Here is a 21,165-nt window from a genome sequence, read left to right as displayed (position 1 = left end):
GGCCCGTCATGGCGCCGGCTCGGTGACCCGGTCCTCGACGGTGAAGCGGCGCAGCGCGGGAGTCGTCAGCGCGATCAGGCCCGTCGCCACCACGCCGAGGACACCACCGATGGCCAGGGACGCGCCGCCCGAGGTCACCGTGGCGACCAGGCCGGCCCGTAGATTGCCGAGCTGCGGGCCGGCCGAGCCGACGATGTGTTCGAGCGAGGCCACCCGTCCCCGGTACGCGGCCGGCGTCACCGACTGCACCACCGTGCCCCGGGACACGACCGCCCAGGTGTCGGCCCCGCCGGCCACCACCAGCAGGCCGAGCACCACGAGCAGGTGGCCGCTGAGTCCGACCAGGCCCAGCGCCACGGCCCAGACGGCCCCGCAGATCAGCAGCACCGTCCCGGGGTGGCGGCGGCGCGTGGCCAGGCCGGACAGCACCGAGGCGAGCACCCCGCCGACGGCGACGGCCGTGATGAACAGCCCGAGGATCTCCGGCCGGCCGCCGAACCTCTCCTCGTTGATCACCGGGAACAGCGCGATGGGCATGGCCAGCAGCGTGGCGGCCAGGTCGGCCAGGAACGCGCCCCGGACCTGCGGGGTGCGCACGGTGAAGGCGATGCCGTCGCGGACCGCCGCCGCACCCGGGCGACCCGTCGCACCCTGCACGCCCCGGGGCAGGCCGGCGATGCCGATCAGCGCGAAGCCGAAGGTGACCGCGTCGATGACGAAGCACCAGGTCGTCCCCCACTGGGCGGTGACCAGGCCGGCCGCCGCCGGGCCGAGCAGCATGGCGAGCTGGAACGACAGGTGGTTCAGGGCCAGACCGGCAGCCAACCGGTGCCCGCTGAGCAGCACCGGGGTGAAGGTCTGCTTGGCCGGCCCGCCCAGGGCGGCCAGCCCGGAGGCGGCGCCGGCCAGGACCAGCATCAGCAGTACGCCGCCCACGTCCGAGGCGGCCACCCCGGCCATTCCCGCACTGATCAGCAGCTGGCCGTAGGAGCAGCCCAGCGCCAGCCGTCGCCGGTCGACGTGGTCGGTGAACGCGCTGCCGGCCAGCGCCAGCACGATCAGCGGGACCGCGCTGACCAGGCCGACCAGGCCGACCATGGCGGCGCTGTGGGTGCGTTCCCAGATGTAGTAGACGACGGCGAAACCGCCGAACTGGCCGCCGAGGCCGGAGGCGGTGGTGCCCAGCCACAGCCGGCGGAACGTGCGGTTCTCGCGCAGCGGGCGCAGGTCGACCAGCGAGTCGAGCGCGCTCACGGCTGCTCGCCGGCGAGCTGGTCGCGCAGCCGCTGGGCGAACGGGCGGGTGCGCAGCGCGGCCTGGAGGTCGGCCACCGCCCGCATGATCGGGTACGGCAGCTCGGCGTCCAGGGCCAGCACCGCCGCCTCGGTGGCCCGCCACTCGGCCTGCAGGAACGGCAGGAGCTCGCGGGAACGGGCGGTGAGCTGGACCCGGCGCTTGCGTCCGTCGCTGTCCTCGGCCGGCTCGACCAGGCCGGCCTTGCGCATCGCCGCGACGGTCTGGCTCATCGCCGAGTGGCTGACCTTGCGGCGTTCGGCGATCTCCTTGATGGACAGCGGGCCGCCGCGGCCCAGCTCGATCATCGGCCCGACGAAACGGGTCCGTACGCCCTCGATGCCGGCCTCGGCGTAGAGCCCGGCGATGTCGGCGTCCATGTCGGCGAGCAGGCGGAACAGCGGACCGTAGTAACTGCTGTCGAGCAGATCGGGAGGAGTCACGGGGGAACTGTAACAGTGCTTATATAAATCCTCCGCCTAGGATGCGGGCATGGGACAGATCGACCTGCGGCGGCTGCGCCTGTTGCGGGAGTTGCGCGACCGGGGCACCGTCACCGCCGTCGGCTCCGCGCTGCACATGACCTCGTCGGCGGTCTCGCAGCAGCTCGCCCTGCTGGCCAAGGACGTCGGGGCGCCGCTGCTGGAGCCGCACGGGCGGCGGGTACGGCTCACCGACGCCGCCTGGCTGCTGCTGCGCCACGCCGACCGGCTCTTCGCCCAGCTGGAGCTGGCCCAGACCGAGCTCGACGCCTACGTGAGCGGGGCGGCCGCGACGGTCCGGGTGGACTGCTTCACCACGGCCGTGCCGGCCCTGGCGGTGCCGGCGATGGCCCGCCTGGCCACCGACGCGCCGCGGCTCACCCTGCGGGTGCGCGAGGCCGACACCGAGGAGGCGCTCGACCGGCTGCTGCGCGACGAGACCGACGTCGTGGTCGGGCTGGACGGGGAGGTACGGGCGGACGACGCGCGCTTCACCCGTACGCCGCTGCTGGTCGACCCGCTCGACGTGATCCTGCCGGCCGGCCATCCGCGGGCGGCCACCACCGACCTGTGCCTCGCCGATCTGGCCGAGGAGGAATGGATCGTGCCGCCGGCCGGCCTGTGCCGCGACATCGCCCTGCGCGAGTGCGCGCTGGCCGGCTTCACGCCCCGGACCGCGCACACCGCGGACAGCTACGTCTCGGTGTTCGCCCTGGTCCGCGCCGGGCACGGCGTCGCGCTGGCACCCCGGATGTGCGGTGCCGACCAGGCGCCGGGGTTGACCGTACGGGCGCCACGAGCGCAACAGCCGGCGCGTCAGGTCTCGGTGTTCCTCCGGCACGCCGCCGTGCAGGCGCCACACCTGCGTCCGGTCGTCGAGGCGTTCCGCCGGGCCGCCGCCGAGCTGGAGCAATCTTTCATTTCTGCTTAACAAAAGCGCTTAGAAACGCCTGGTGGACGCCGGAGCCCCCGCACTTCGAGGATAGGACCATGAAGATTCGCTTCGTGGTTCTGGCCCTGCTCTGGGGCAGCAGCTTCACGTTCATCAAGGAGGCCCTGGCGGGTCTCTCCCCCGCACAGCTCGTGCTGGCCCGGCTGGTGCTGGGCGCGGCGGTGCTACTGAGCATCGTGGCGGTCCGCCGGATGGGACTGCCGCGCGGCGCCGCCGTCTGGGGTCACCTGGCCGCCGCCGCCCTGTTCGGCAACGTCATCCCCTTCCTGCTGCTCTCCTACGGCGAGCGCACCGCGGGCGCCGGTATCGCCGGGGTCCTGGTCGGCGCGACGCCGCTGCTCACCCTCTCGGTCGCGGCCTTCGCGCTGGCCGAGGAACGCGCCACCGCGCGCAAACTGGTCGGGCTGCTGGTGGGCTTCGCCGGCCTGGTCGTGGTCATCGCGCCGTGGCGCACGGGGCTCGGCGCGGCCGGCGGGGAGCTGGCGTGCTTCGGCGCGGCGGTGAGCTACGCCGCCGGCTTCGTCTACGTCCGCAAGTACCTGTCACCGCGGCACCTCCCGCCGATGTCCCTCGCCGCCGGCCAGCTGTCCATGGCCGTGGTGCTGCAGGCGGCGGTCAGCCCGTTCCTGCAGTGGGGTGCGGTGACGCTGACGCCGCGGGTGACGGTGAGCATCGTGCTGCTCGGCGTCCTGAGCACCGGGCTGGCGTACGTGCTGTACTTCCAGCTCATCGGGGAGGCGGGCGCGACCACGGCGTCCGCGGTCAACTACCTCGTGCCGATCGCGGCGGTCGTCGTCGGAGCGATCACGCTGGGCGAGCGGATCACCCTCACCACGGTGGCCGGCGGGGTCATCGTGCTGGCCGGCATGGCGTACGCGGAGAACCGCCTGCGCCGTCCCCGCCGGGCCCCGGTCACCGCGGCCGCGTCGCAGCCGCGGTGACCTCAGAGCGGGGCGCCGCCGAAGCCGATCTCGTTGCCGTCCGGATCCCGGAAGATCGCCTTGCGCACGCCGTTGCCGTAGGTCTCGCTGTGGGCCGGGGTCAGGCCGCGCTCGGCGATCGCGGCCAGACGGACGTCGAAATCGCTGACGAAGACCGTCTGCAGGGCGTGCCCCGCCCGGGCCGGGAGCACCTCGATGTACAGGAAACGGTGCTCGGCAAGCTCCCAGACCGCCTCGGTGTCGTTCGGCAGGAACGACGGCGGCTCCCCGAGGAGCTGCTCGTACCAGGCCGCCGCGGCGGTGAAGTCACGGACCGGGACGCCCGCGAACAGGTCCAGAGTCATCCGGCCATCGTGCCACCTGCTCAGCTCCGGCCGGGACCCACCGGCACGTCGCCGCGCAGGGTGATCCGGTGCATGACCCGCCGGTCGGTGCCGTAGTCGCGGTTGGCGTAGTGGGCCGTGCTGCGGTTGTCCCACATCGCCACGTCGCCGGCCCGCCAGCGGTGCCGCACGATGTGCTCCGGCTTGGTCAGGTGGGCGTAGAGCAGGTCGAGGATGGCCCGGCTCTCGAACTCCGACACCCCGGTGATGTGCGAGGTGAAGCCCGGGTTGACGAAGATGCCCTTGCGACCGGTCTCCGGGTGCACCCGGATCACCGGATGCTCCACCGGGTCGAGCCGGGTGACGACCTCGCCGTCCCACTCGTTGCCCTGGCCACCGCGGCGCTGGGCCAGGTAGTAACCGAACTCGCGGGTGCCGTCGTGCGCCGCGGTCAGCCCGTCCACCAGGTCCTTAACCGCCGGGCTGAGCGAGTCGTAGGCCAGCTGCGAGTCCGCCCAGTTGGTGTCGCCACCACTGGGCGGCAGCGTGACGGCCCGCAGGATCGAGCCCAGCGGTGGGCGGCGCATGAACGTCACATCGGTGTGCCACACGTCGGCGAAACCGTTGTCGGTGCTGTCCAGCGCGTACACCTCGGGGTGCGCGGCGTCGACCCCGCCGACCACCGGGTGCGACGCGGTGAGCTCACCGATCCGCCGGCCCAGCCGGACCTGGCCGTCGTCGTCCAGGCGCTGGTCGCGGAAGAACAGCACCTTGCGCTCCACCAGGGCGGCCCGGACGGCGACGAGCTGCTCGTCGCTCGCGGCGCCCAGGTCCACCCCGCGCACCACCGACCCGAAGTGCGGGCCGAGCGCCTCGAGGTCGAGCTGAACTGCGACAGCGGTCATGGGGAAACTCCTTCTCGTACGGTCGCCGCCGCGCGGACGGCGTGACCGATCTCCGAGCGCAGGGCGGCGTACGCGGGCAGCCCGCGCAGCTCGTCCGGCGCGATGCCGGTGCGGGGCAGGTCGATGGGCAGGTCCAGGGCGATCCGGCCGGGCCGGGCGCTGAGCACCACGACCCGGCTGCCCAGGAACACCGCCTCGTCGACGCTGTGGGTGACGAAGACGCACGTCCGGCCGGTGTCGGCGCTGACCCGGCGCAGGTCCTCCTGCAGCCGCTCGCGGGTCAGCGCGTCCAGCGCGGCGAACGGCTCGTCGAGCAGCAGCAACGGGTTCGGCACGGCCAGCGCCCGGGCGATGGCGACCCGCTGCTGCTGGCCGCCGGAGATCTGCCAGGTCCGCCGGTGCGCCACGTCGTGCAGCCCGACGCCGGCCAGCAGCTCGGTCACCCGGGCGCCGCGGTCGGCGATGCCGGCGTAGCGCAGGGCCAGCTCGACGTTGCCGCCGACGGTCTTCCACGGGAACAGCCGCGGCTGCTGGAAGACCAGGCCCGCACCGCGGCCCGGCACGGGTGCCGTCCCGCCGGTGCGGACCGTGCCGAGGGTCGGCTGCTCGAAACCGGCGATCAGCCGCAGCAGTGTGCTCTTGCCGCAGCCGGACGCGCCGACCAGCACCAGGAACTCCCCGGCCGGCACGGTCAGGCTGACCGGTCCGACCGCCGTGACGTCACCGTAGGAGTGCTGGACGCCGTCGAGCTCGACGGCGGCCTCAGCTGAGGACATCGGGCAGTCCCTTGACGTAGACGGACTTCTGCACGGTGGCCAGATCGGGAACGGCGTCGATCTTCTGCTGGCTCTTGAGGAACTCCGAGGCGCTGACCAGGTTCTCGGCGAGCTTGCCGACCTGCGCCTCGGTGCCCAGCCACTCCGGCGAGGCGAGGTCCGCGGGCTTGAGGAAGACGCCCTGGCTGAGCCGCTTCTGGGCGTCGGCGGGGCTGAGGTTCAGCTCCTGGCCGACCGCCTCGGCCGCCGCAGCCGGGTCGTCGGCGATGACCTCGAGGGCCTGCGCCTCGACCTTGCGCCAGGCGTCGACCGCCTCCGGGTGCGCCTGGATGAACGCGGTGCTGACCACGCCCAGGTCCAGGGTGGGCTTGCCGGCGGTGGCCAGCTCCTTGCTGCTGATCAGGACCTTGCCGTTCTTCTTCAGCTCGTCCAGCGACGGCAGCCACGAGTACGCGGCGTCCAGGTCCCCCCGGGTCCAGGCGGCCAGGATGTCCTGCGGCTCGAGGTCCACGATGGTCACCTCGGACTCCTTGACGCCGGCCTTGTTCAGCGCGGCGAGCAGGCTGTAGTGCGCGGTGGAGGCGAACGGCGTGGCCACCTTCCTGCCGCGCAGGCCGGCCACGTCGGTGACCCCGCTGCCGTTGCGGGCCACCAGCGCCTCGTTGTCACCGGCCACGTCGAGCACGAACGCGACCTGGTACGGGATGTTCAGCGGTGCGGACAGCCCGCGGGCCACCGGGCTCGAGCCGATCGCGGCGATGTCGATGCTGCGGCCCAGGAACGCGGTGTTGATGCCGGCGCCGGAGTCGAACTTGGTCCAGGTGATCTTGTAGTCCGGCAGCGCCTTCTCCAGCAGCCCCTGGTTCTTCACGATCAGGTCCCCGCTCGGGAACGCCTGGTACGCGAGCCGGATGGTCTTGTCCGCCGACCCGGCACCACCGCTGGCGGCGCCGTCGCCGCAGGCGGCCGTCGCGAGCAGCAGAGCGGCGGCGAGAACGGAGAGGAGTTTCTTCACGGGGGTTCCTTAACTACGGCCGCGCCACGGGATCAGCCGGTCCTCGGCTGTCCGCAGCAGGGCGTCGATGAGCAGGCCGGAGAGGCCGATGGCGAACAGACCGAGCACGACCACGTCGGTCTGGGAATAGCGCTGGGCGTCGCGGATCAGCCCGCCGATGCCGGGGACGCCGTTGATGGTCTCGGCCGCGACGACCGAGGAGTACGCGACCCCGACGGCGAGCCGCGCGCCGGTGAAGATCTCGGGCAACGCGTTCGGCAGCACCACGTCCCGGGTGGTCTGCCAGCGTCCGGCCCCCAGCGCCCGGGCCGCCTCGACCAGCCCGGTCGGCGCCGAGTAGACGGCCGCGGCGGTGGCCACCGCGACCGGCGGCAGCGCGGCGATGGACAGCAGCCACAGCTTGGGCGTCTCGTCGATGCCGAACCAGATGATGAACAGGCTGAAGTAGGCCAGCGGCGGCAGCGCCCGCACGAACGTGACGACGGGCTCCACGACGACCCGCAACCAGCCGACCGTGCCCATCAGGACGCCGAGCACCAGGCCGCCGCCGATACCGATGGCCGAGCCGATGAGGATGCGCCGCAGGCTGACCCCGAGGTGCTCGACGAGCAGGTGACCGCTGTAGCCGCGGATGCCGTCGTGGGTGGACGAGGTGACGATCAGCTGATGCCAGACGGCGGCCGGGGCCGGGATGAAGGTCGGGTTGCGCACCAGCCGGGCCGCGACCTCCCAGAGCACGTACAGCACGAGGAGGGAGACCAGCCGCAACAGCAGGCGACGCCGGCGCCCGCCGCGCGCGGCCGGGGCGGGACGGCCGGCGCTGGGCGCACCCAGGCCCGGATCGGCACCGGCGGGAGCCGGCGGAACGGACACGGAGGTGCTCACGGGTGACTCCTGCGGGACGGCGGATGCGGCCTGCTATTCCTATAGCCTTACTAGGCTATTGGGCAAGACCCCGTCCCGCCTGCTGGAAGCGAGCTGCGTCCTGACCACCCGGCGGAACGCTCCCCCACGGTCGGGCCGTGCCGAATCGGCGCCGGCACGGTCATCGGGGCGGCCCTCGGCCTGGCCGGGCTGGCCCTGCTGGCCACGGCGACGCTCGCCGTGCTGCTGCCCTTCGTTCTGCCGGACGGGCAGGGCCCGCCGCGGTTCTGGTGGCCGGTGGCGCGGCGGCGGCGCTGGTCGCGCTGATCGCCTGGGAGCGGCGGTACGCCCGCGGCGGCCGCACCCCGACCCCGCTCCCCGCGTTGCTGGGCTCCCGCGGCACCCTGACCGCCATGTTCCAGTTCGGCGCGACGATGTCGGCGTCCCCGGCCCTGACGCTGTTCCTGCAGGACGGTCTCGGCTGGTCACCGCTGCACGCGGCGCTGACGATCCTGCCCAGCTCGGTCGCGACCGTGCGTGCGGCCCTCGACGTGCGGCGGCCGCGCCGGGCCGCGGTGGCCGGCGGACCGGCGCGCAGACGCCGCCGGTCACGTCGGGCACCGGCCCGGCCGGTTGGAGCAGTCCCACCGGCCGGGCGGCTCACTCGAGTCGACCGAGTGCTCAGCGCGCGTTGCGGACGGCGAGCGGGAAGGTGCCCTCCCCGACGCCGGTGAGCGTCCGGGTGTACTGCCTCAGGTAGGTGTCGAGGAACGGCGACCGGTCGCCCTGGGTCGGCACGTCGAACCGGGGGTTCTGCAGGGCCAGCTCCAGCCGCGCCCGGGTGACCCCGATGGTGTTGCCCGACGGGGTGTCGAGCCAGCTGCCACTGCCGATCGTCCCGATCTGCACCCCGAGCTGGTGCCCCACCGCGAAGGTCCAGTCGGTGGACTTCAGGTCGAACGCCACCCGGCCGGCCCGGGCGATCAGCGCGACGTTCTCGTCGAACATCACCGCGGTCCCGTCCGGCGCGACGTCCCAGAGCCGCACCATGACGTTGCCCGGTGCACCGGCCCGCAACGTGATCCGCGGCGTGGCGGTGATCCGCACCCGGGACCGGACCGGCGTCGACCAGCTGAAGTAGCTGTGGGCATCGGCGGCGGCCGGCATCGGCGCGAGGCTTCTGGTGGCGGGCGGGGCCGGATCCGTGGCGTGCTCCATGTCCCACTGGCGGCCGGCGGGGACGGCCGGTGCGGCCAGCGTCGAGGCGACGCCGTCGTCCACGTACTGCCCGTCCGGCAGCCGCACCGCGGTGGACGACGACGGCGCCGGCCAGGTCCGCTGGGCGCGCCACGCACCGGTGTTGTCCTCGATGGCGTAGGCGGGGTCCTGGACCGCGGGCCTGATGCCCTTCAGGTAGCGGTCGTAGAAGCGCATGACCTCGGCGAAGAAGCCGGCGCGCCCCTGCAGCAGCTGCCCCTGCTCGTTGGTGTCGTTGCCGCGGACGTGCTCCCACTGCCCGAGCCAGCCCCGCTCCACGCCGCGGTGGTTGGCCAGGTACTCCTGCATGTCCTCCGGCTTGGTGTTGTTCTCGATGAAGCCCTGGGTGACGAACAGCGGGGTGCTGGTGCCCTTGGCGTTCGCCGCGAGGTTGCGGGCCCGCCAGTACGGCGAGGAGAGGTCAGGGTTGTTGTTCTTCGCGAGGTTGTCGGCGAAGCACTCGGGGTGGCTCTGCTCGTAGGCGGCGTTGGCCCGGTAGCGCCCGGTGTCGTCGGGCAGGGCCCCGGTCGCGGCTATGCCGTTGTAGGCGTTCGGGGTGGCGGTCACGTTGGGCCGGGGTACGCGGTTGCTGAACAGGTAGTTGTACATGTTCCACACCGGCTCCTGGGCCACGACGGCCTTGAGCGCGCCGAGACGCAGATTGTTGCCGACCAGGCCGGTCACGGCGTCGTACGACTTGCCGTACATGCCGACCTTGCCGGTCGACCACCGCCGGCTCGCCGCCCACTGGATCGCGGCCTTCACGTCCGCCTGCTCGCCGGGGCCCGCCCAGTCGAGGCAGCCGGTGCTCCCGCCGAAGCCGCGCAGGTCGACCATGACGTAGGTGTAGCCGCGGGCGAACAGGTCCGTGCCGCTGGTGAAGTCCAGGAACCGGCTGGACGGGCCGGTGCGGGTCCACCCCTCCGGCCCGGTCTGGCCCGAGTGACCGAAGTAGGGGCCGACGGCGAGGATCACGGGCGTCCTGGCGTGGGGCGGCAGATGGGCCGGCCGCAGGACGTCTGCGTGGAGCTCGACGCCGCTGCGGTCGGCGGACGGGAAGTAGGCCTCCGTCCACACCGCACCCTCCGGGACCCGGGGATTCTCCTCGTGGGTGAGGCCCCCCGGCACCGGCGGAGCGGCGGTCGCCGGGCCGGTCACCGCAAGAGTCGCCATCGTGATCAGCGCGCCGGCCGCGGCGACTGATGCCCGCCTGCGTATGTTCATCCGATCCCCCCGAGGGATAGACCAGTGTCACTGCGAGGCTTCACGGTAGCGCGCTTCGGCGGCCCCCGGAATGCCGTCGATCCGTCCCCCGGAGGACCGCCGGAGGTCAGTTGTCGCTGCCGGGCCGGACCAACCCCGACTCGTAGGCGAAGACCACCGCCTGCACCCGGTCGCGCAGGCCGAGCTTGGCCAGGATCCGGCCGATGTGGGTCTTCACGGTGGCCTCGGCGACCTGCAACCGGCCGCCGATCTCGGCGTTGGACAGTCCCTGGGCGACCAGCAGCAGCACCTCCCGTTCCCGTTCGGTCATCTCCGGCAGGCCGGCCGCCGCCGGGTCCCTGGTGACCAGCCGGCCGGCGAAGCGGTCCAGCAGCCGTCGGGTCACCCGGGGCGCCACGACGGCTTCACCCCCGGCCACCACCCTGATCGCGCTCAGCAGGTCGTCCGGCGGCACGCTCTTGAGCAGAAAGCCACTCGCCCCGGCCTGCAGCGCGGCGAACGCCTCCTCGTCGGTGTCGAAGGTGGTCAGCACCAGCACCCGGGGCAGCGGTCCGGCGGCGCAGATCCGCCGGGTCGCGGTCACCCCGTCGAGCACGGGCATCCGCAGGTCCATCACGACGACGTCGGCCGGGGTCGTCTCCAGCAGGCGCAGCGCCTCGGCACCGTCGCCGGCCTCCCCGACCACGGTCATGTCGTCCTGGTAGTCCAGCACCATCCGGAACCCGGCCCGGACCAGGTGCTGGTCGTCGACGAGCACGACCCGGATCACGCCGCCACCACCCGGGCGGCGGAGCCGGTGAGGGGAATCCCGGCGTGCACCCGCCAGCCGCCGCCCGGCTGCGGCCCGGCCTCGAAGGTGCCGCCGTACAGGGCCACCCGCTCGCGCATGCCGATGAGCCCGTGCCCGCCGGAGCCCGCCTGCTCCGCGGCAGTGCCCGTGTCCGTCACCTCGATGTCGATCATCGCCGGCCGGTAGCTGACGGTCACGGTGGCGACGGGCTCCGGGCCGGCGTGCTTCAACGTGTTCGTCAGCGACTCCTGCACGATCCGGCAGACGGCCAGGGCCACTCCCCCGGGCACCTCGGGCGGGGTGCCGTGCACGGTCAGGCCGGCCGTCAGGCCCGCGTCACGGGCCCGCTGCACCACGGCGCCGACCTGGTCCAGCGCGACCGGGGCCCGGTCGGGCGGGCCGTCACCGGCGCTCCGGAGCAGCTCGACCAGCTGCCTGATCTCCTCCAGGGCGTCGCTGCCGGTCGTGCCGATCGTCCGCAACGCCTCGCGCGCCCGCTGCTGGTCGTGGTCGAACGCGTACGCGGCCCCGTTGGCCTGCAGGATGATCACCGACAGCGAGTGCGCGACGATGTCGTGCAGCTCCCGGGCGATCCGGGCCCGTTCCTCGGCCACGGCGATCTGCGCCACGTGCCGGCGCTCCCGCTCGGCGCTCTGCCGGCGCTCGGAGGTGTTCATCTTCAGCTGGCCGACGTACCGCACGCTGAGGGCCGCCACCCAGATCACGGACCCGTAACCCAGCAGGATCCCCTGGCCGCGCGCGAACTCGTGGAACGAGACCGTCGACCACTCGGCCGGGGAGTTGTTCTGCAGCGGCAGCAGCACGGAGGCGAACAACCACCCGCCGATCCCGCCCGCCACCGCCCGGCGCAGCGTCGGGGCGTACACGATGACCGCGTACATCGCCACGGCGACCGTGATCAGCAGCATGCCGTCGTGCAGTTTCGTCTCGTTGACCTCGATCGTCGCGGTCACCGCGGTCAGCACCGCCACGGCGGCGAGGACGGTGACCGGCCGATGGCGCCGCCACAGCAGGGCCAGTCCCGCCAGCACGCCGAACAGCAGGCCGCCCAGCCGGAACTGGTGCCACCACCACGTGGACAGGGCGGCCACCGAGCAGGACACCGCCAGGTCGCCCCACAGGCCCCGGTCGCGGGCCAGAGCGCGCAACGACATGCCGGTCAGCGTAGGGGCTTCACTCACTGCGCAGCTCCTGAACCGTCAGCAGCCGGAACAGCAGGGGCAGGCCGGCGGCCGTGACGGCCAGGACCATCCCGGCCACCGTGACGGTCAGCGCGGCGATCGCCGGCCAGTCCAGCTCGACCGGGGCCCGGACGGCCGCGAGCAGGACGGCCGACAGGCTGCTGCCGATCAGGACAGCCAGGAGCAGTCCGATCGAGGCCGGGACAGCCACCTGGTAGAGCACCGACGCCGACAGCGTCCGCCGCCGGGTGCCGAAGGCGGCGAGCACAGCCAGCAGCCGCCGGCGCTCGCGCAGCTGCTCGGTGACGCCGACGAGCATGCTCGCGCCGATGAACAGCAGGAGCAGCACGGCGCAGCCCTGGGCCACCTGCCGGGCCCCGCCGAACTGGTTGCCGATCCGCTCGTCGCCGAACAGCTGCAGGGGTGCGGCCGGGGCCAGGCCCGTCATGGTGTTCCGGACCCGCTCGACGGCCTCCGGGCGGGCGGGATCCAGCCGTACCAGGTAGCCGTCGGTCAGCAGGCCCCGCAGGTCGGGACGGACCTCGAGCGCCGCCGGGGTGGCCAGGTACGACGCCGGGGCGGCTTCGCCGGCGTACAGCGTCACGGCCGGGAGGCCGGTGGGCACCTTCCACTGCGAGAGCGGCGCGGTGTCGTCGCTGCCGTGGAAGGCGGCCGTGACTCCGGGAGCCAGCTCGGGGCTCTCCCAGCCCGGGTGGACGGCCCGGAAGCTGTCCCCCTCCGCGCAGGACGGCAGCGGCGCGTACTGCCGGAGCACCTCGCAGTCGCCCACCCGGACGGTCACGCCCATCTGCTCCCGGTCCGCACGCAGGTAGCCGTAGCCGGAGGTGCGCACCGCCTGGACGCCCGGGGTGCCGGCCAGGGCGGCGCCCCAGCCGGTGCCGTCGGCGCCGTTGGTGTAGACGACGGCCTGGAACCGGTCGGCGGGCGGCTGGGCCCCGGCGGCGTTGGCGACCGAGGTGCTGAGCACGCCCTGGACGGCGATGATGCCGGCCACCGACACCGCGATACCGGAGACGAAACGGACGGCGGTGTCGCTGTCGAGCTGCAGGCGGCGGAGGCCGAGCTGCCATGCGACGCTGCCGCCGCCGAGGTGCCGTACGGCCGCCTGCACGAGCCAGGGCAGCAGCACGACGACGCCGGCCAGCAGCAGGATCGCCCCCGCCGCGAGCTGGGTCCGGGTGCCCGCCCCGACGTCGTCGGGCAACCCGCCGAGCAGGGGGTAGAGCAGGGCCACGCCGACGCCCGGGGGGACCAGCCGCCACCAGAGCCGCCGGCGGCGCGCGCCGCTGCGGCGGACCACGCCGAGCGGCTCGATGACGACGCGGCGCAGCGCGGACAGCGCCATCACCACCGCGCCGGCCGGCACGATCAGCAGGATCATGGCGAGCAGCGCCGCCACCGGGCGCAGATCCGCCGGGTACGGGCTGAAGTCGGCCGGCAGCAGGGCACCGACGACCCGGCGCAGACCGAGGAAGACCAGGCCGCCGACGGCGAGTCCGAGCACCGCGCCGATGAGGGCGTCCCCGGCCGCGATCCGGCGGGTCATCCGGCTGTCCGCGCCGACCAGCCGGATCGCGGCGAGCTGCCGTTCCCGGCTCTCGCTGCCGAACCGTACGGCCGTCGTGACGAACACCAGCACCGGCAGCAGCATGACGGCCGACCCGATGACGGCCAGCACCACGATCAGCGGGTCGGTCGTCGGTGAGCTGTCCGCACCGAACGAGGCGATGCGTGCCGCCCCGTCCTCGGTGGTCAGCGTGCCGGACCCGACGTAGAAGTAGACCTCGTCAGGCCCGGAGAGGCCCTGCGGTGCGATCGTGCCGGCCACCGTGGCGGACCACCGCGCCGGCAGCAGCTCACCACCGGGGCCGGCGATGAGGTCGGCCAGCGCCGGTGAGACGTACAGCTCTCCGGGCGCCGGCATCCGCGCCACCCCGGGCGGCGCCGGCGCGCGGTCCCCCTCGGCGCGCAGGATCCTGCCCCGCACGGGCTCGTCGCGGAACCGGGTCTCCGTGGTCAGCGCCAGCAGCGTGCCCGGCCCGGCCTGCTCGACGGTCGCACCCATCGCCCGGTCGGCCCGTCGCTCCTCGCGGGCCCCCACCGCGGTCGGCGCACCGGCCAGCATCAGCAGCATCCCCACGCCGAGGCCCACTCCGGCCGCGATCAGGGCGAGCCGCAGCCAGCCGGAACGCCCGCCCGACACGCTCAGCCGTACCCCCAGGACGAGGTCGCCCAGCCAGGCGAACCGGCCCCGGCGGCCGCGCTGCGCGGCGCTCATCGGGCGACCGCGGCGGAGACGGCGGCACCGTCGCGGAAGGTGACCTCGCGATCGGCGTACGACGCGATCGGCGGCTCGTGGGTGACCAGCACGACCGCGCTTCCCTGCTCCTTCGCGGCGGCGACCAGCAACCGCATCACGTGCTCACCGTTGCGGGAGTCGAGCGCACCGGTCGGCTCATCGGCGAAGATCACCCGGGGTGAGGTGATCAGCGCGCGGGCCACCGCGACCCGCTGGGCCTGCCCGCCGGACGCCTGCCCGGGGCGCTTGCCGGCCACCTCGACCACTTCCAGCTGCACGAGCAGCTCGGCCGCCCGCCGTTCGGCCCGGGTGCGCCGTACGCCGGCGAGCCGCAGCGGCAACGCGACGTTCTCCAGGCAGGTGAGCTCGGGCACCAGCTGGCCGAACTGGAAGACGAAGCCGAACGCGTCCCGCCGCAGCGCGCTGCGCTCCCGGTCGTTCAGCGAGGTCAGGTCGCGGCCCTCGAAGCTCACCCGGCCGGAGTCCGGGGCCAGGATCCCGGACAGGCAGTGCAGCAGGGTGGACTTTCCAGAGCCCGACGGGCCCGTCAACGCCAGCACCTCACCGGGGTGGACCTGCAGCGACGCGCCGTGCAGGGCCCGGGTGAGACCGAACGACTTGCTCACGTCGTCGGCGACGAGCAGGGGTGACGATGGCACGGGAGCTCCAGGTGGATCGGGGGCCGGGGACCTCCACGACGCTAGGAGCCGAGCGGTGGACGCGCGTCCACCTTGATGATGGACCTTCGCGTACGACTTGAGTCGTACGTCGGCGTCCGCCTCCGACCGGAGGCGTACCCGGCGGCGTGGTGCGGGTCGCCTACGCTGCGGCTGTGCGGATCGGTCGACGGCGCCTGGGCGCCGCCCTCGCTGGGGTCCTGGCGGTCGTCATCCTCGCCCTGGGGGCGATGACTCTCGTACGGTGGAGAGCCGCCGGCGTCCCGCGCACGATCACCCCGCCCGCCGGAGCGGTCCCCCAACCTCCCGCCGCTGAGCGGGTCGTCATCGACCGGGCCCACATCATGGCGCTCGGCCTGCGCAGCGATCGCGGAGACGCGACGGTGCACACCTATTCCTTGCCGGCGAGATCCCCGTGGCTGCAGGCGCGGAAGATCGTCGCCACGCAGCTCGATCACTGGGAGCAGCTCGGTGACTGCGCCGACGACCCCGCGGCCCCGATCGTGGAGTGCGCCTGGCGGGAACCGACCCGGTGGTGGCCGCGCGAGGTCCGGCTCACCATGATGCGCCTGCCGCAGACCCAGCCGGACCACACGTACCTGATCATCGCTTCCGGCCGGGGCGATTAGGGCGCCCGGAGAATGCTCTCCAGGAGTGCGCTGGGCTTCGGCTCGTCGTGGCTGTCGGCGTACCAGGAGAACCGGGAGGGAGGGAAGTCGGCGAGCAGGCGGTGGATCAGGGCGAGGTCGAGCCCGTCGTCCGGCTGCCGCAGGTGCAGCGGCGGCGGGTAGAAGCAGTCGCCCAGCAACACCACTCCCGAATCCGGCACGACCACCACCGTGGAATCCTCGGCGTGGCCACCGCCGACGTGCCGGACCTCGACGCCACCGGGAAGCGTGAGCACGTCGTCGAACTCGACGTGTGGCGCGACGACGGTGAAGCCGTCCCAGAGCCCGGACATCGCCGCGATCCGGGCCGTGCAGCTCGGGATCATCCGCTCGTTCCCGGCGGCCAGCTCCCGCACGTACGCCTCGCTCCACGGCCGGCCGGCCTCGGCGCGCAGGATGCGTGCACCGGCGCGGTGGCCGATGATCTCCACGTCGGGCCAGGCGCAGGCGCCCCAGACGTGGTCCCAGTGGTGATGGGTGTAGATCAGCCGGCGCGGCAGAGGCAGACCGGCGGTCACGACGGCCTCGCGCACACGTTGCGCCACGGCCGGGCTGTTGCCCGCGTCGACCAGCACGCTGCCGGCGTCGTCGGCGATCACCGCGACACAGCCCTGCACCCGGGCCGGGTCCGGATCGTGAGGATGGATCCAGACCCGCCCGGCGAGATGCCGAAGTGCGCCCACAGCCGCTTCCTTCCCTGCCCCGCGCGGCAAGCGCCGGGAGATCCATTATTCACAGGCGTCGATCCGGCTGCTAGCGTCACGTCACGTGGTTGCGTGACCACCCAATGTGGGGAGGCTCCGGTGAGAACAGCCATCCGTCGAGGCGCCGCAGCAGCAGGCGTGATCGTATTGTCGGTCCTCGGTTTCACCAACGGTGCGCAGGCGGCACCGGCCGAGGCGGACGTACTGTCGGTGTCCGGGGCCGAGGTGGTGCCGGACAGTTACGTCGTCGTCCTCAAGTCCGGCAGGGTCGCCCGCACGGTGGCCGCCGAGCACGACGCGACCGTGGTGCACACGTACACCAAGGTCTTCAACGGTTTCGCGGCGACGATGTCGGCGCGCCAGGCGCGGCAGGTGGCCGCCGACCCGGACGTCGCGTTCGTGCAGCCCAACGTGATCCACCGGGCCTCCGAGACGCAGACCAACCCGCCGTCCTACGGCCTGGACCGCATTGACCAGCGCAACCGCCCACTGGACCAGGCGTACACCTACTCCACGACCGCGGCGAACGTGCACGCGTACATCATCGACACCGGCATCCGCACCACCCACGCGGACTTCGGCGGGCGCGCCGTCAGCGGACACGACGCGGTCGACGGCGGCACCGCCGACGACTGCAACGGCCACGGTACGCACGTCGCGGGCACCGTCGGCGGCAGCGCCCACGGCGTCGCCAAAGGCGTCCAGCTCGTCGCCGTGCGCGTGCTCAACTGCGAGGGCAGCGGGACCACCGCGCAGGTCGCCGCCGGCATCGACTGGGTCACCGCCAACGCGGTCAAGCCCGCCGTCGCCAACATGAGCCTCGGCGGCAGCGCCGACACCGCCCTGGACAACGCGGTACGCGCGTCGATCGCTTCCGGGGTCAGCTACGCGATCGCGGCCGGCAACGGCCTGTTCGGCCTGTTCGCCCTGGACGCCTGCACCCAGTCCCCGGCCCGGGTCCCGACCGCGCTGACGGTCTCCGCGACCAACAGCAGCGACGCCAAGCAGTCGTGGGCCAACCGCGGCACCTGCGTCGACGTCTTCGCCCCCGGCATCAGCATCACGTCGAGCTGGTCCACCAACGACACCGCCACGAACACGATCAGCGGCACGTCGATGGCCGCACCGCACGTGGCCGGCGCCGCCGCGCTGTATCTGGCCACCCACCCCGGCGACACCCCGGCGCAGGTGCACAGTGCCATCGTCAGCAATGCCACCACGGGCGTCGTGACGAGCCCCGGCACCGGCTCACCGAACCGGCTGCTCTACACGGGCGGCCTCTGAATCAGTCGTTGAGCAGCATGGTGTGGAGCAGGCTGAGTTGCCGGACGTTCGTTTTTCCGAGCCGGAGGAGTTGGTTCATGGGCCGGTTCCCATGATTCCGGTGTTGCGGTGGCGGCGTGCTGCTGATGTGGGCCGGCCGCTGGTGAGCGCGCCCGAACCGGCGGTGGTGGAGGAGCCGTATCTGCCGAACCGGGGTGTCGTGCATCCGGAACAGCTCGTCGACTACCGGTACGTGGAGTTGCTGCCCCAGGATTTGCAGGACCGGATCGCCGAGTGGGAGAAGAATGGCGACGGGCTCGGCTACTCGGCGTGGTCCGTGGTGCCGGGGTGGAAGGTGGGCGGCTTCCCCTCGTGGCGGATGAGCGGTCCCTGGACGGTGAACTGCTCAACGTGCGGCACGGAGATGTCACTGTTGTTCACCATCGGTCACGGCGAGTGGGACGCGGCCGGGCTCTGGTGGCCGGTCGAGGAGCCGGCCGACACGGCCGATCCCCTGACCGGGGTTTTCATCGGGCGCGGCTTCGACTGGTACGTGTTCCACTGCCCCGCCTCGTTCGACCATCCCTTCTCGACGGCCATGCAGTGATGACCACTCCGGAGCGACTCGGTACATGGGGATCGGGCACTCACGTCGCGGATGCGGTTCTCCTCGACGGCGTGGTCCGTAAGGCGGCGGGGCCTTGGACGCCTGCGGTGTTCGCTCTGCTCGGGCATCTCGAGAGGGTCGGGTTCGTGGGCGCGCCACGCGTTGTCGGCGCCGGGTACAGCTTCGTGCCTGGGGAGTCGCCTCATCCGCACGCCTGGCCGGACGACGCTGTGGGCGCGGTCGGGACGCTGTTGCGCGGTTTGCACGACGCCACGGCCACATTCACACCGCCTGCCGGCGCGGTCTGGCAGCCGAACTGGTTGCGGGATTTGCGCGGTACGGACATCGTGATCGGCCACTGTGATACCGGTCCGTGGAACATCGTCGGCCGGTACGGGCAGGCGGAGGCATTCATCGACTGGGAGTTCGCCGGGCCGGTGGATCGGCTGTGGGAGCTCGCCGAAGCCGTCTGGCTGAACGCCCACCTCGTCGACGACGACATAGCGGAAATGCACGGGCTGCCCGAGGCCACCGCTCGCGCCCGTCAGGCCAGGGCCATCGTCGACGGGTACGGCCTGCCACGAGCCGCGCGTGACGAACTCGTTGATCGCCTTTCCGACGTTGCCGCCCACGGCGCCCGTCACGAGGCTGTCGCCGGAGGCGTCACGATCGACAGCACCGCGGCCGTCGCTCAGAACGGCTATCCGGTGCTCTGGGGCATTGCCTGGCGGGCGCGCAGCGCGTCGTGGATCGCCCGGCACCGCACGATGATCCGCCGTGCCGTCTGTGACTGACCCCGCGCCTAGACTTCGTGATCGTGACGATCGAGGTGGAGCTCGGCCAGGTGACGTGCCCGTCGGGCCAGTTGGTAATCATGGATGGTGGTTACCTCGAGCTGTGGTCGGGCGCCCGCGTACCGGACGACGAGGAGCGCCCGGCGACCGACTTCGCGGTCGTGGGATCCGATGCCGAGGCCGCGGCCGAGTCCTTCGACCGGCAGACCGGCACCCGCCTGTACGACATCCCCGCCCACGCCGTGGCCGAGTTCACCGCGACGTTCGACGGCCACTGCCGGGAGCGCGGGCACGACGCGAGCCTGCGGGCGTTCGACCAGCCGGTCCCCCACCGGGAACGGGTACGGCACGCGGTCGCGCACCGGGAGCCGGGATTCATCGTCATGGGCGTTCCGGTGCTGGCGATCGAGGCACCGGCCGACCGGGCTCTGCCGGTCACCGCTGTCCCCGGCGAGCACGGCTGGCGGTCCATGCGGATCGCGTTCAGTGCCGCGCCGGTCGCCGACTCCTGGGTGTTCTGGGAGCTCGGGATCGACCACGCGCGGTTCGTCTTCGCCGACGCGGACGCGCTGAACTCGTGGGAGCACACCCTGTCGCTGGACGGGCTGGCCGATCTGGTCCTCTGGGGCCGCGACCAGGAGCAGGTCGCGGCCGAGTTCGGCGCGCCCCGGCTCGGCGGCTCCCCCGATGCCGGGTACGGATGGGTGGACCTGCCGGCCGGGGAGGCGTACGAGCGAGGACTCGCCGTCGAGCGCCGGCGTAACGAGCCCGGCGGGCCGACGTTCGCCTTCGACTTCCGGCCGCACTCGCACCACTGGCAGGTGATGGCCGCGGTACGGGCTTCCGACCACGAGGCGGGCGTGATCCAGGTCGACGGCGCGGACATTCTGTTGGCGATGACGTCCGTGGGAGACGGCTTCTTCCCCGTCCACCTCGACGTCGACGCGGCCGGACTCCCGGTCGCCCTCCGCATCGAGATCACGGGTGAGGACTGATGGCGACGTTGACCGCGGTCTACTGCGACGGCTGGGACGAGGCGGTGATCAATCCGCTGGACCGGGATGTCGCTGAGGGCCGGCATGCGGCCGGGGAGCCGTACTCCGTGGTGCTGGTTGTCGGTGGACGGCCGCACGCCGTGCTCGATGTCGCGCTCGGCGCGGAGTATCTGGGGTTGACCCGGTTCGACGGTTTCGGTGGCCGGGCTTCCCGCCACCAGTGGCGGGTGGCCGCCGAAGGCGATCTGTTTCTGCGGGAGGCCCGTTCGTGGCGGCCTACGACCCGGACGACCGTCACGTTCGAGCTCAACGGCCGCCGCACCGACCTCGTCGAGCGGGAGAACTCGCGGGAGCAGCACTACACGCCCGATTCGCCGCCGCCGCGTACCCCTGTTCCGGTTTTCGGGCAGTGGCAGGCGCTGCTGGAGTTCGCCGGCGACGGCCGGCCCGATATCGCTGATGCGTCCGGGCACTTGCTGCCGGTCCGGGAGGGCACCCGGCCGTGGCAGCCGCCCCGGCCGATGGGGCCTCGCCGGATCGAGGAATTGTTCACCGACGGCACCGAGCGGCCGGTGCGGGACCGGACGATGCGGATCTCCACCCAGGCCGCCGGGCCGTTGCATCTGCCGTCCGGCCGGCTGGTGGCCGCCGACCCCTCGTCGCTCGACCACGGCGAGGACCCGTTCACCGTCACCGTGGCGCCGGGGACCTGTCCGGTGACGATCAGCCTGGCCACCTTCACCGACGACCCGGGCCATCGCCGGGTGGCCGCCGCCCGCCTCCAGGTCGTCGACTCGCCCACCGTCACCTGGGAACTCGCCCTGCGGACCGGCCAGGACCAGCTCGACCTGGGCGACGGCGAGTTCTTCGGGTTCGGGGTCGACGGGGGTATGGGCTGCTTCGTCGACGAGGACAACCGCGAGCGGCTGGCCGAGGAGTGGGAGCGGTTCGACTTCGACCGCTTCACCACGCTGCCCGGCGGCGACATGGTGGCCTGGTCCAGCGGGTGGGGCGACGGGGTGTATCCGACCTGGATCGGGCGGGACGCGTCCGGGGCGGTGACCTGCTTCGTCGCCGACATGCTGCTGTTCGGCACGAAGGCGTAGCGCCCGC

22 protein-coding genes are annotated in these 21,165 nt (G+C 72.8%); 9 read left to right on the top strand and 13 right to left on the bottom strand.

What is annotated here, in order from left to right:
* Positions 1 to 6: 6 nt before the first annotated feature.
* Together Aau02nite_RS17560 and Aau02nite_RS17555 are read right to left on the bottom strand one after the other, a co-directional pair.
* Positions 7 to 1,254 carry an MFS transporter gene (locus Aau02nite_RS17560; RefSeq protein WP_212989489.1) on the bottom strand — a complete coding sequence of 416 codons (1,248 nt, stop codon included), beginning with the start codon at positions 1,252 to 1,254 and terminating at the stop codon, positions 7 to 9.
* Positions 1,251 to 1,736: a MarR family winged helix-turn-helix transcriptional regulator gene (locus Aau02nite_RS17555; RefSeq protein WP_246595219.1), complete on the bottom strand. Its 486-nt coding sequence runs from the start codon at positions 1,734 to 1,736 to the stop codon at positions 1,251 to 1,253. The genes Aau02nite_RS17560 and Aau02nite_RS17555 overlap by 4 nt, the downstream gene beginning before the upstream one ends.
* A gap of 49 nt (positions 1,737 to 1,785) precedes the next feature.
* On the opposite strand from Aau02nite_RS17555, the gene Aau02nite_RS17550 reads away from it, so the two are divergent.
* The gene (locus Aau02nite_RS17550) at positions 1,786 to 2,706 is read left to right on the top strand and encodes a LysR family transcriptional regulator (protein WP_212989488.1); all 921 of its coding nucleotides are present in this window, start codon (positions 1,786 to 1,788) and stop codon (positions 2,704 to 2,706) included.
* A 59-nt stretch (positions 2,707 to 2,765) separates the two neighbouring features.
* Positions 2,766 to 3,668 (top strand): DMT family transporter, encoded by a 903-nt coding sequence (locus tag Aau02nite_RS17545; RefSeq protein WP_212989487.1) that lies wholly within the window; start codon positions 2,766 to 2,768, stop codon positions 3,666 to 3,668.
* A 2-nt stretch (positions 3,669 to 3,670) separates the two neighbouring features.
* On the opposite strand, the gene Aau02nite_RS17540 is transcribed toward Aau02nite_RS17545, so the two are convergent.
* Genes Aau02nite_RS17540 through Aau02nite_RS17520 form a run of 5 tightly spaced genes read right to left on the bottom strand, consistent with a single transcriptional unit; the run spans position 3,671 to position 7,572 of the window.
* A complete protein-coding gene (locus tag Aau02nite_RS17540) occupies positions 3,671 to 4,012 on the bottom strand; it encodes a VOC family protein (protein WP_212989486.1) in 342 nt (113 codons plus the stop codon).
* Positions 4,013 to 4,032: 20 nt separating this feature from the next.
* Positions 4,033 to 4,896 (bottom strand): TauD/TfdA dioxygenase family protein, encoded by an 864-nt coding sequence (locus Aau02nite_RS17535; RefSeq protein ID WP_212989485.1) that lies wholly within the window; start codon positions 4,894 to 4,896, stop codon positions 4,033 to 4,035.
* Positions 4,893 to 5,672 carry an ABC transporter ATP-binding protein gene (locus Aau02nite_RS17530; protein ID WP_212989484.1) on the bottom strand — a complete coding sequence of 260 codons (780 nt, stop codon included), beginning with the start codon at positions 5,670 to 5,672 and terminating at the stop codon, positions 4,893 to 4,895. The genes Aau02nite_RS17535 and Aau02nite_RS17530 overlap by 4 nt, the downstream gene beginning before the upstream one ends.
* Positions 5,659 to 6,687: a taurine ABC transporter substrate-binding protein gene (locus Aau02nite_RS17525; protein WP_212989483.1), complete on the bottom strand. Its 1,029-nt coding sequence runs from the start codon at positions 6,685 to 6,687 to the stop codon at positions 5,659 to 5,661. The genes Aau02nite_RS17530 and Aau02nite_RS17525 overlap by 14 nt, the downstream gene beginning before the upstream one ends.
* A 9-nt stretch (positions 6,688 to 6,696) precedes the next feature.
* Positions 6,697 to 7,572 (bottom strand): ABC transporter permease, encoded by an 876-nt coding sequence (locus Aau02nite_RS17520; protein ID WP_212989482.1) that lies wholly within the window; start codon positions 7,570 to 7,572, stop codon positions 6,697 to 6,699.
* 269 nt (positions 7,573 to 7,841) lie between these two features.
* Between Aau02nite_RS17520 and Aau02nite_RS17515 the strand changes: the two genes are divergently transcribed.
* Positions 7,842 to 8,285 (top strand): hypothetical protein, encoded by a 444-nt coding sequence (locus Aau02nite_RS17515; RefSeq protein WP_212989481.1) that lies wholly within the window; start codon positions 7,842 to 7,844, stop codon positions 8,283 to 8,285.
* Here Aau02nite_RS17515 and Aau02nite_RS17510 read toward each other — a convergent pair.
* The 5 genes from Aau02nite_RS17510 to Aau02nite_RS17490 form a co-directional block, all read right to left on the bottom strand.
* Positions 8,233 to 10,032 (bottom strand): CocE/NonD family hydrolase, encoded by a 1,800-nt coding sequence (locus Aau02nite_RS17510; RefSeq protein WP_212989480.1) that lies wholly within the window; start codon positions 10,030 to 10,032, stop codon positions 8,233 to 8,235. The genes Aau02nite_RS17515 and Aau02nite_RS17510 overlap by 53 nt on opposite strands.
* Before the next feature lie 106 nt (positions 10,033 to 10,138).
* A complete protein-coding gene (locus tag Aau02nite_RS17505) occupies positions 10,139 to 10,801 on the bottom strand; it encodes a response regulator (protein ID WP_212989479.1) in 663 nt (220 codons plus the stop codon).
* Positions 10,798 to 12,024, bottom strand: a complete 1,227-nt coding sequence (locus Aau02nite_RS17500; RefSeq protein ID WP_212989478.1) for a sensor histidine kinase — start codon at positions 12,022 to 12,024, stop codon at positions 10,798 to 10,800. The genes Aau02nite_RS17505 and Aau02nite_RS17500 overlap by 4 nt, the downstream gene beginning before the upstream one ends.
* Positions 12,017 to 14,323: an FtsX-like permease family protein gene (locus Aau02nite_RS17495; RefSeq protein WP_212989477.1), complete on the bottom strand. Its 2,307-nt coding sequence runs from the start codon at positions 14,321 to 14,323 to the stop codon at positions 12,017 to 12,019. The genes Aau02nite_RS17500 and Aau02nite_RS17495 overlap by 8 nt, the downstream gene beginning before the upstream one ends.
* Complete coding sequence (locus Aau02nite_RS17490; RefSeq protein WP_212989476.1) at positions 14,320 to 15,003, bottom strand: ABC transporter ATP-binding protein; 684 nt, start codon at positions 15,001 to 15,003, stop codon at positions 14,320 to 14,322. Before Aau02nite_RS17490 ends, Aau02nite_RS17495 begins: the two co-directional genes overlap by 4 nt.
* Positions 15,004 to 15,176: 173 nt before the next feature.
* On the opposite strand from Aau02nite_RS17490, the gene Aau02nite_RS17485 reads away from it, so the two are divergent.
* A complete protein-coding gene (locus Aau02nite_RS17485) occupies positions 15,177 to 15,650 on the top strand; it encodes a hypothetical protein (RefSeq protein WP_212989475.1) in 474 nt (157 codons plus the stop codon).
* Here Aau02nite_RS17485 and Aau02nite_RS17480 read toward each other — a convergent pair.
* Complete coding sequence (locus Aau02nite_RS17480; protein ID WP_212989474.1) at positions 15,647 to 16,372, bottom strand: MBL fold metallo-hydrolase; 726 nt, start codon at positions 16,370 to 16,372, stop codon at positions 15,647 to 15,649. The genes Aau02nite_RS17485 and Aau02nite_RS17480 overlap by 4 nt on opposite strands.
* A 159-nt stretch (positions 16,373 to 16,531) precedes the next feature.
* Here Aau02nite_RS17480 and Aau02nite_RS17475 point away from each other — a divergent pair, with 159 nt between their 5' ends.
* The 5 genes from Aau02nite_RS17475 to Aau02nite_RS17455 are packed head-to-tail and all read left to right on the top strand — an operon-like array spanning position 16,532 to position 21,158.
* Positions 16,532 to 17,677 (top strand): S8 family peptidase, encoded by a 1,146-nt coding sequence (locus Aau02nite_RS17475; RefSeq protein WP_246595218.1) that lies wholly within the window; start codon positions 16,532 to 16,534, stop codon positions 17,675 to 17,677.
* A 22-nt stretch (positions 17,678 to 17,699) separates the two neighbouring features.
* The gene (locus Aau02nite_RS17470) at positions 17,700 to 18,263 is read left to right on the top strand and encodes a hypothetical protein (protein ID WP_212989473.1); all 564 of its coding nucleotides are present in this window, start codon (positions 17,700 to 17,702) and stop codon (positions 18,261 to 18,263) included.
* Positions 18,263 to 19,057 (top strand): phosphotransferase, encoded by a 795-nt coding sequence (locus Aau02nite_RS17465; protein WP_212989472.1) that lies wholly within the window; start codon positions 18,263 to 18,265, stop codon positions 19,055 to 19,057. The genes Aau02nite_RS17470 and Aau02nite_RS17465 overlap by 1 nt, the downstream gene beginning before the upstream one ends.
* Positions 19,058 to 19,080: 23 nt before the next feature.
* Positions 19,081 to 20,052 (top strand): hypothetical protein, encoded by a 972-nt coding sequence (locus tag Aau02nite_RS17460; RefSeq protein ID WP_212989471.1) that lies wholly within the window; start codon positions 19,081 to 19,083, stop codon positions 20,050 to 20,052.
* Positions 20,052 to 21,158, top strand: coding sequence for a DUF4241 domain-containing protein (locus Aau02nite_RS17455; RefSeq protein WP_212989470.1), 1,107 nt, complete (start codon positions 20,052 to 20,054; stop codon positions 21,156 to 21,158). The genes Aau02nite_RS17460 and Aau02nite_RS17455 overlap by 1 nt, the downstream gene beginning before the upstream one ends.
* The last annotated feature ends 7 nt before the right edge of the window (positions 21,159 to 21,165 follow it).

It is taken from the genome of Actinoplanes auranticolor, assembly GCF_018332655.1.
Classification (GTDB): domain Bacteria; phylum Actinomycetota; class Actinomycetes; order Mycobacteriales; family Micromonosporaceae; genus Actinoplanes; species Actinoplanes auranticolor.
Note: the sequence above shows the minus strand (reverse complement) of the source record. Positions and strands in the feature narration are given on the sequence as shown.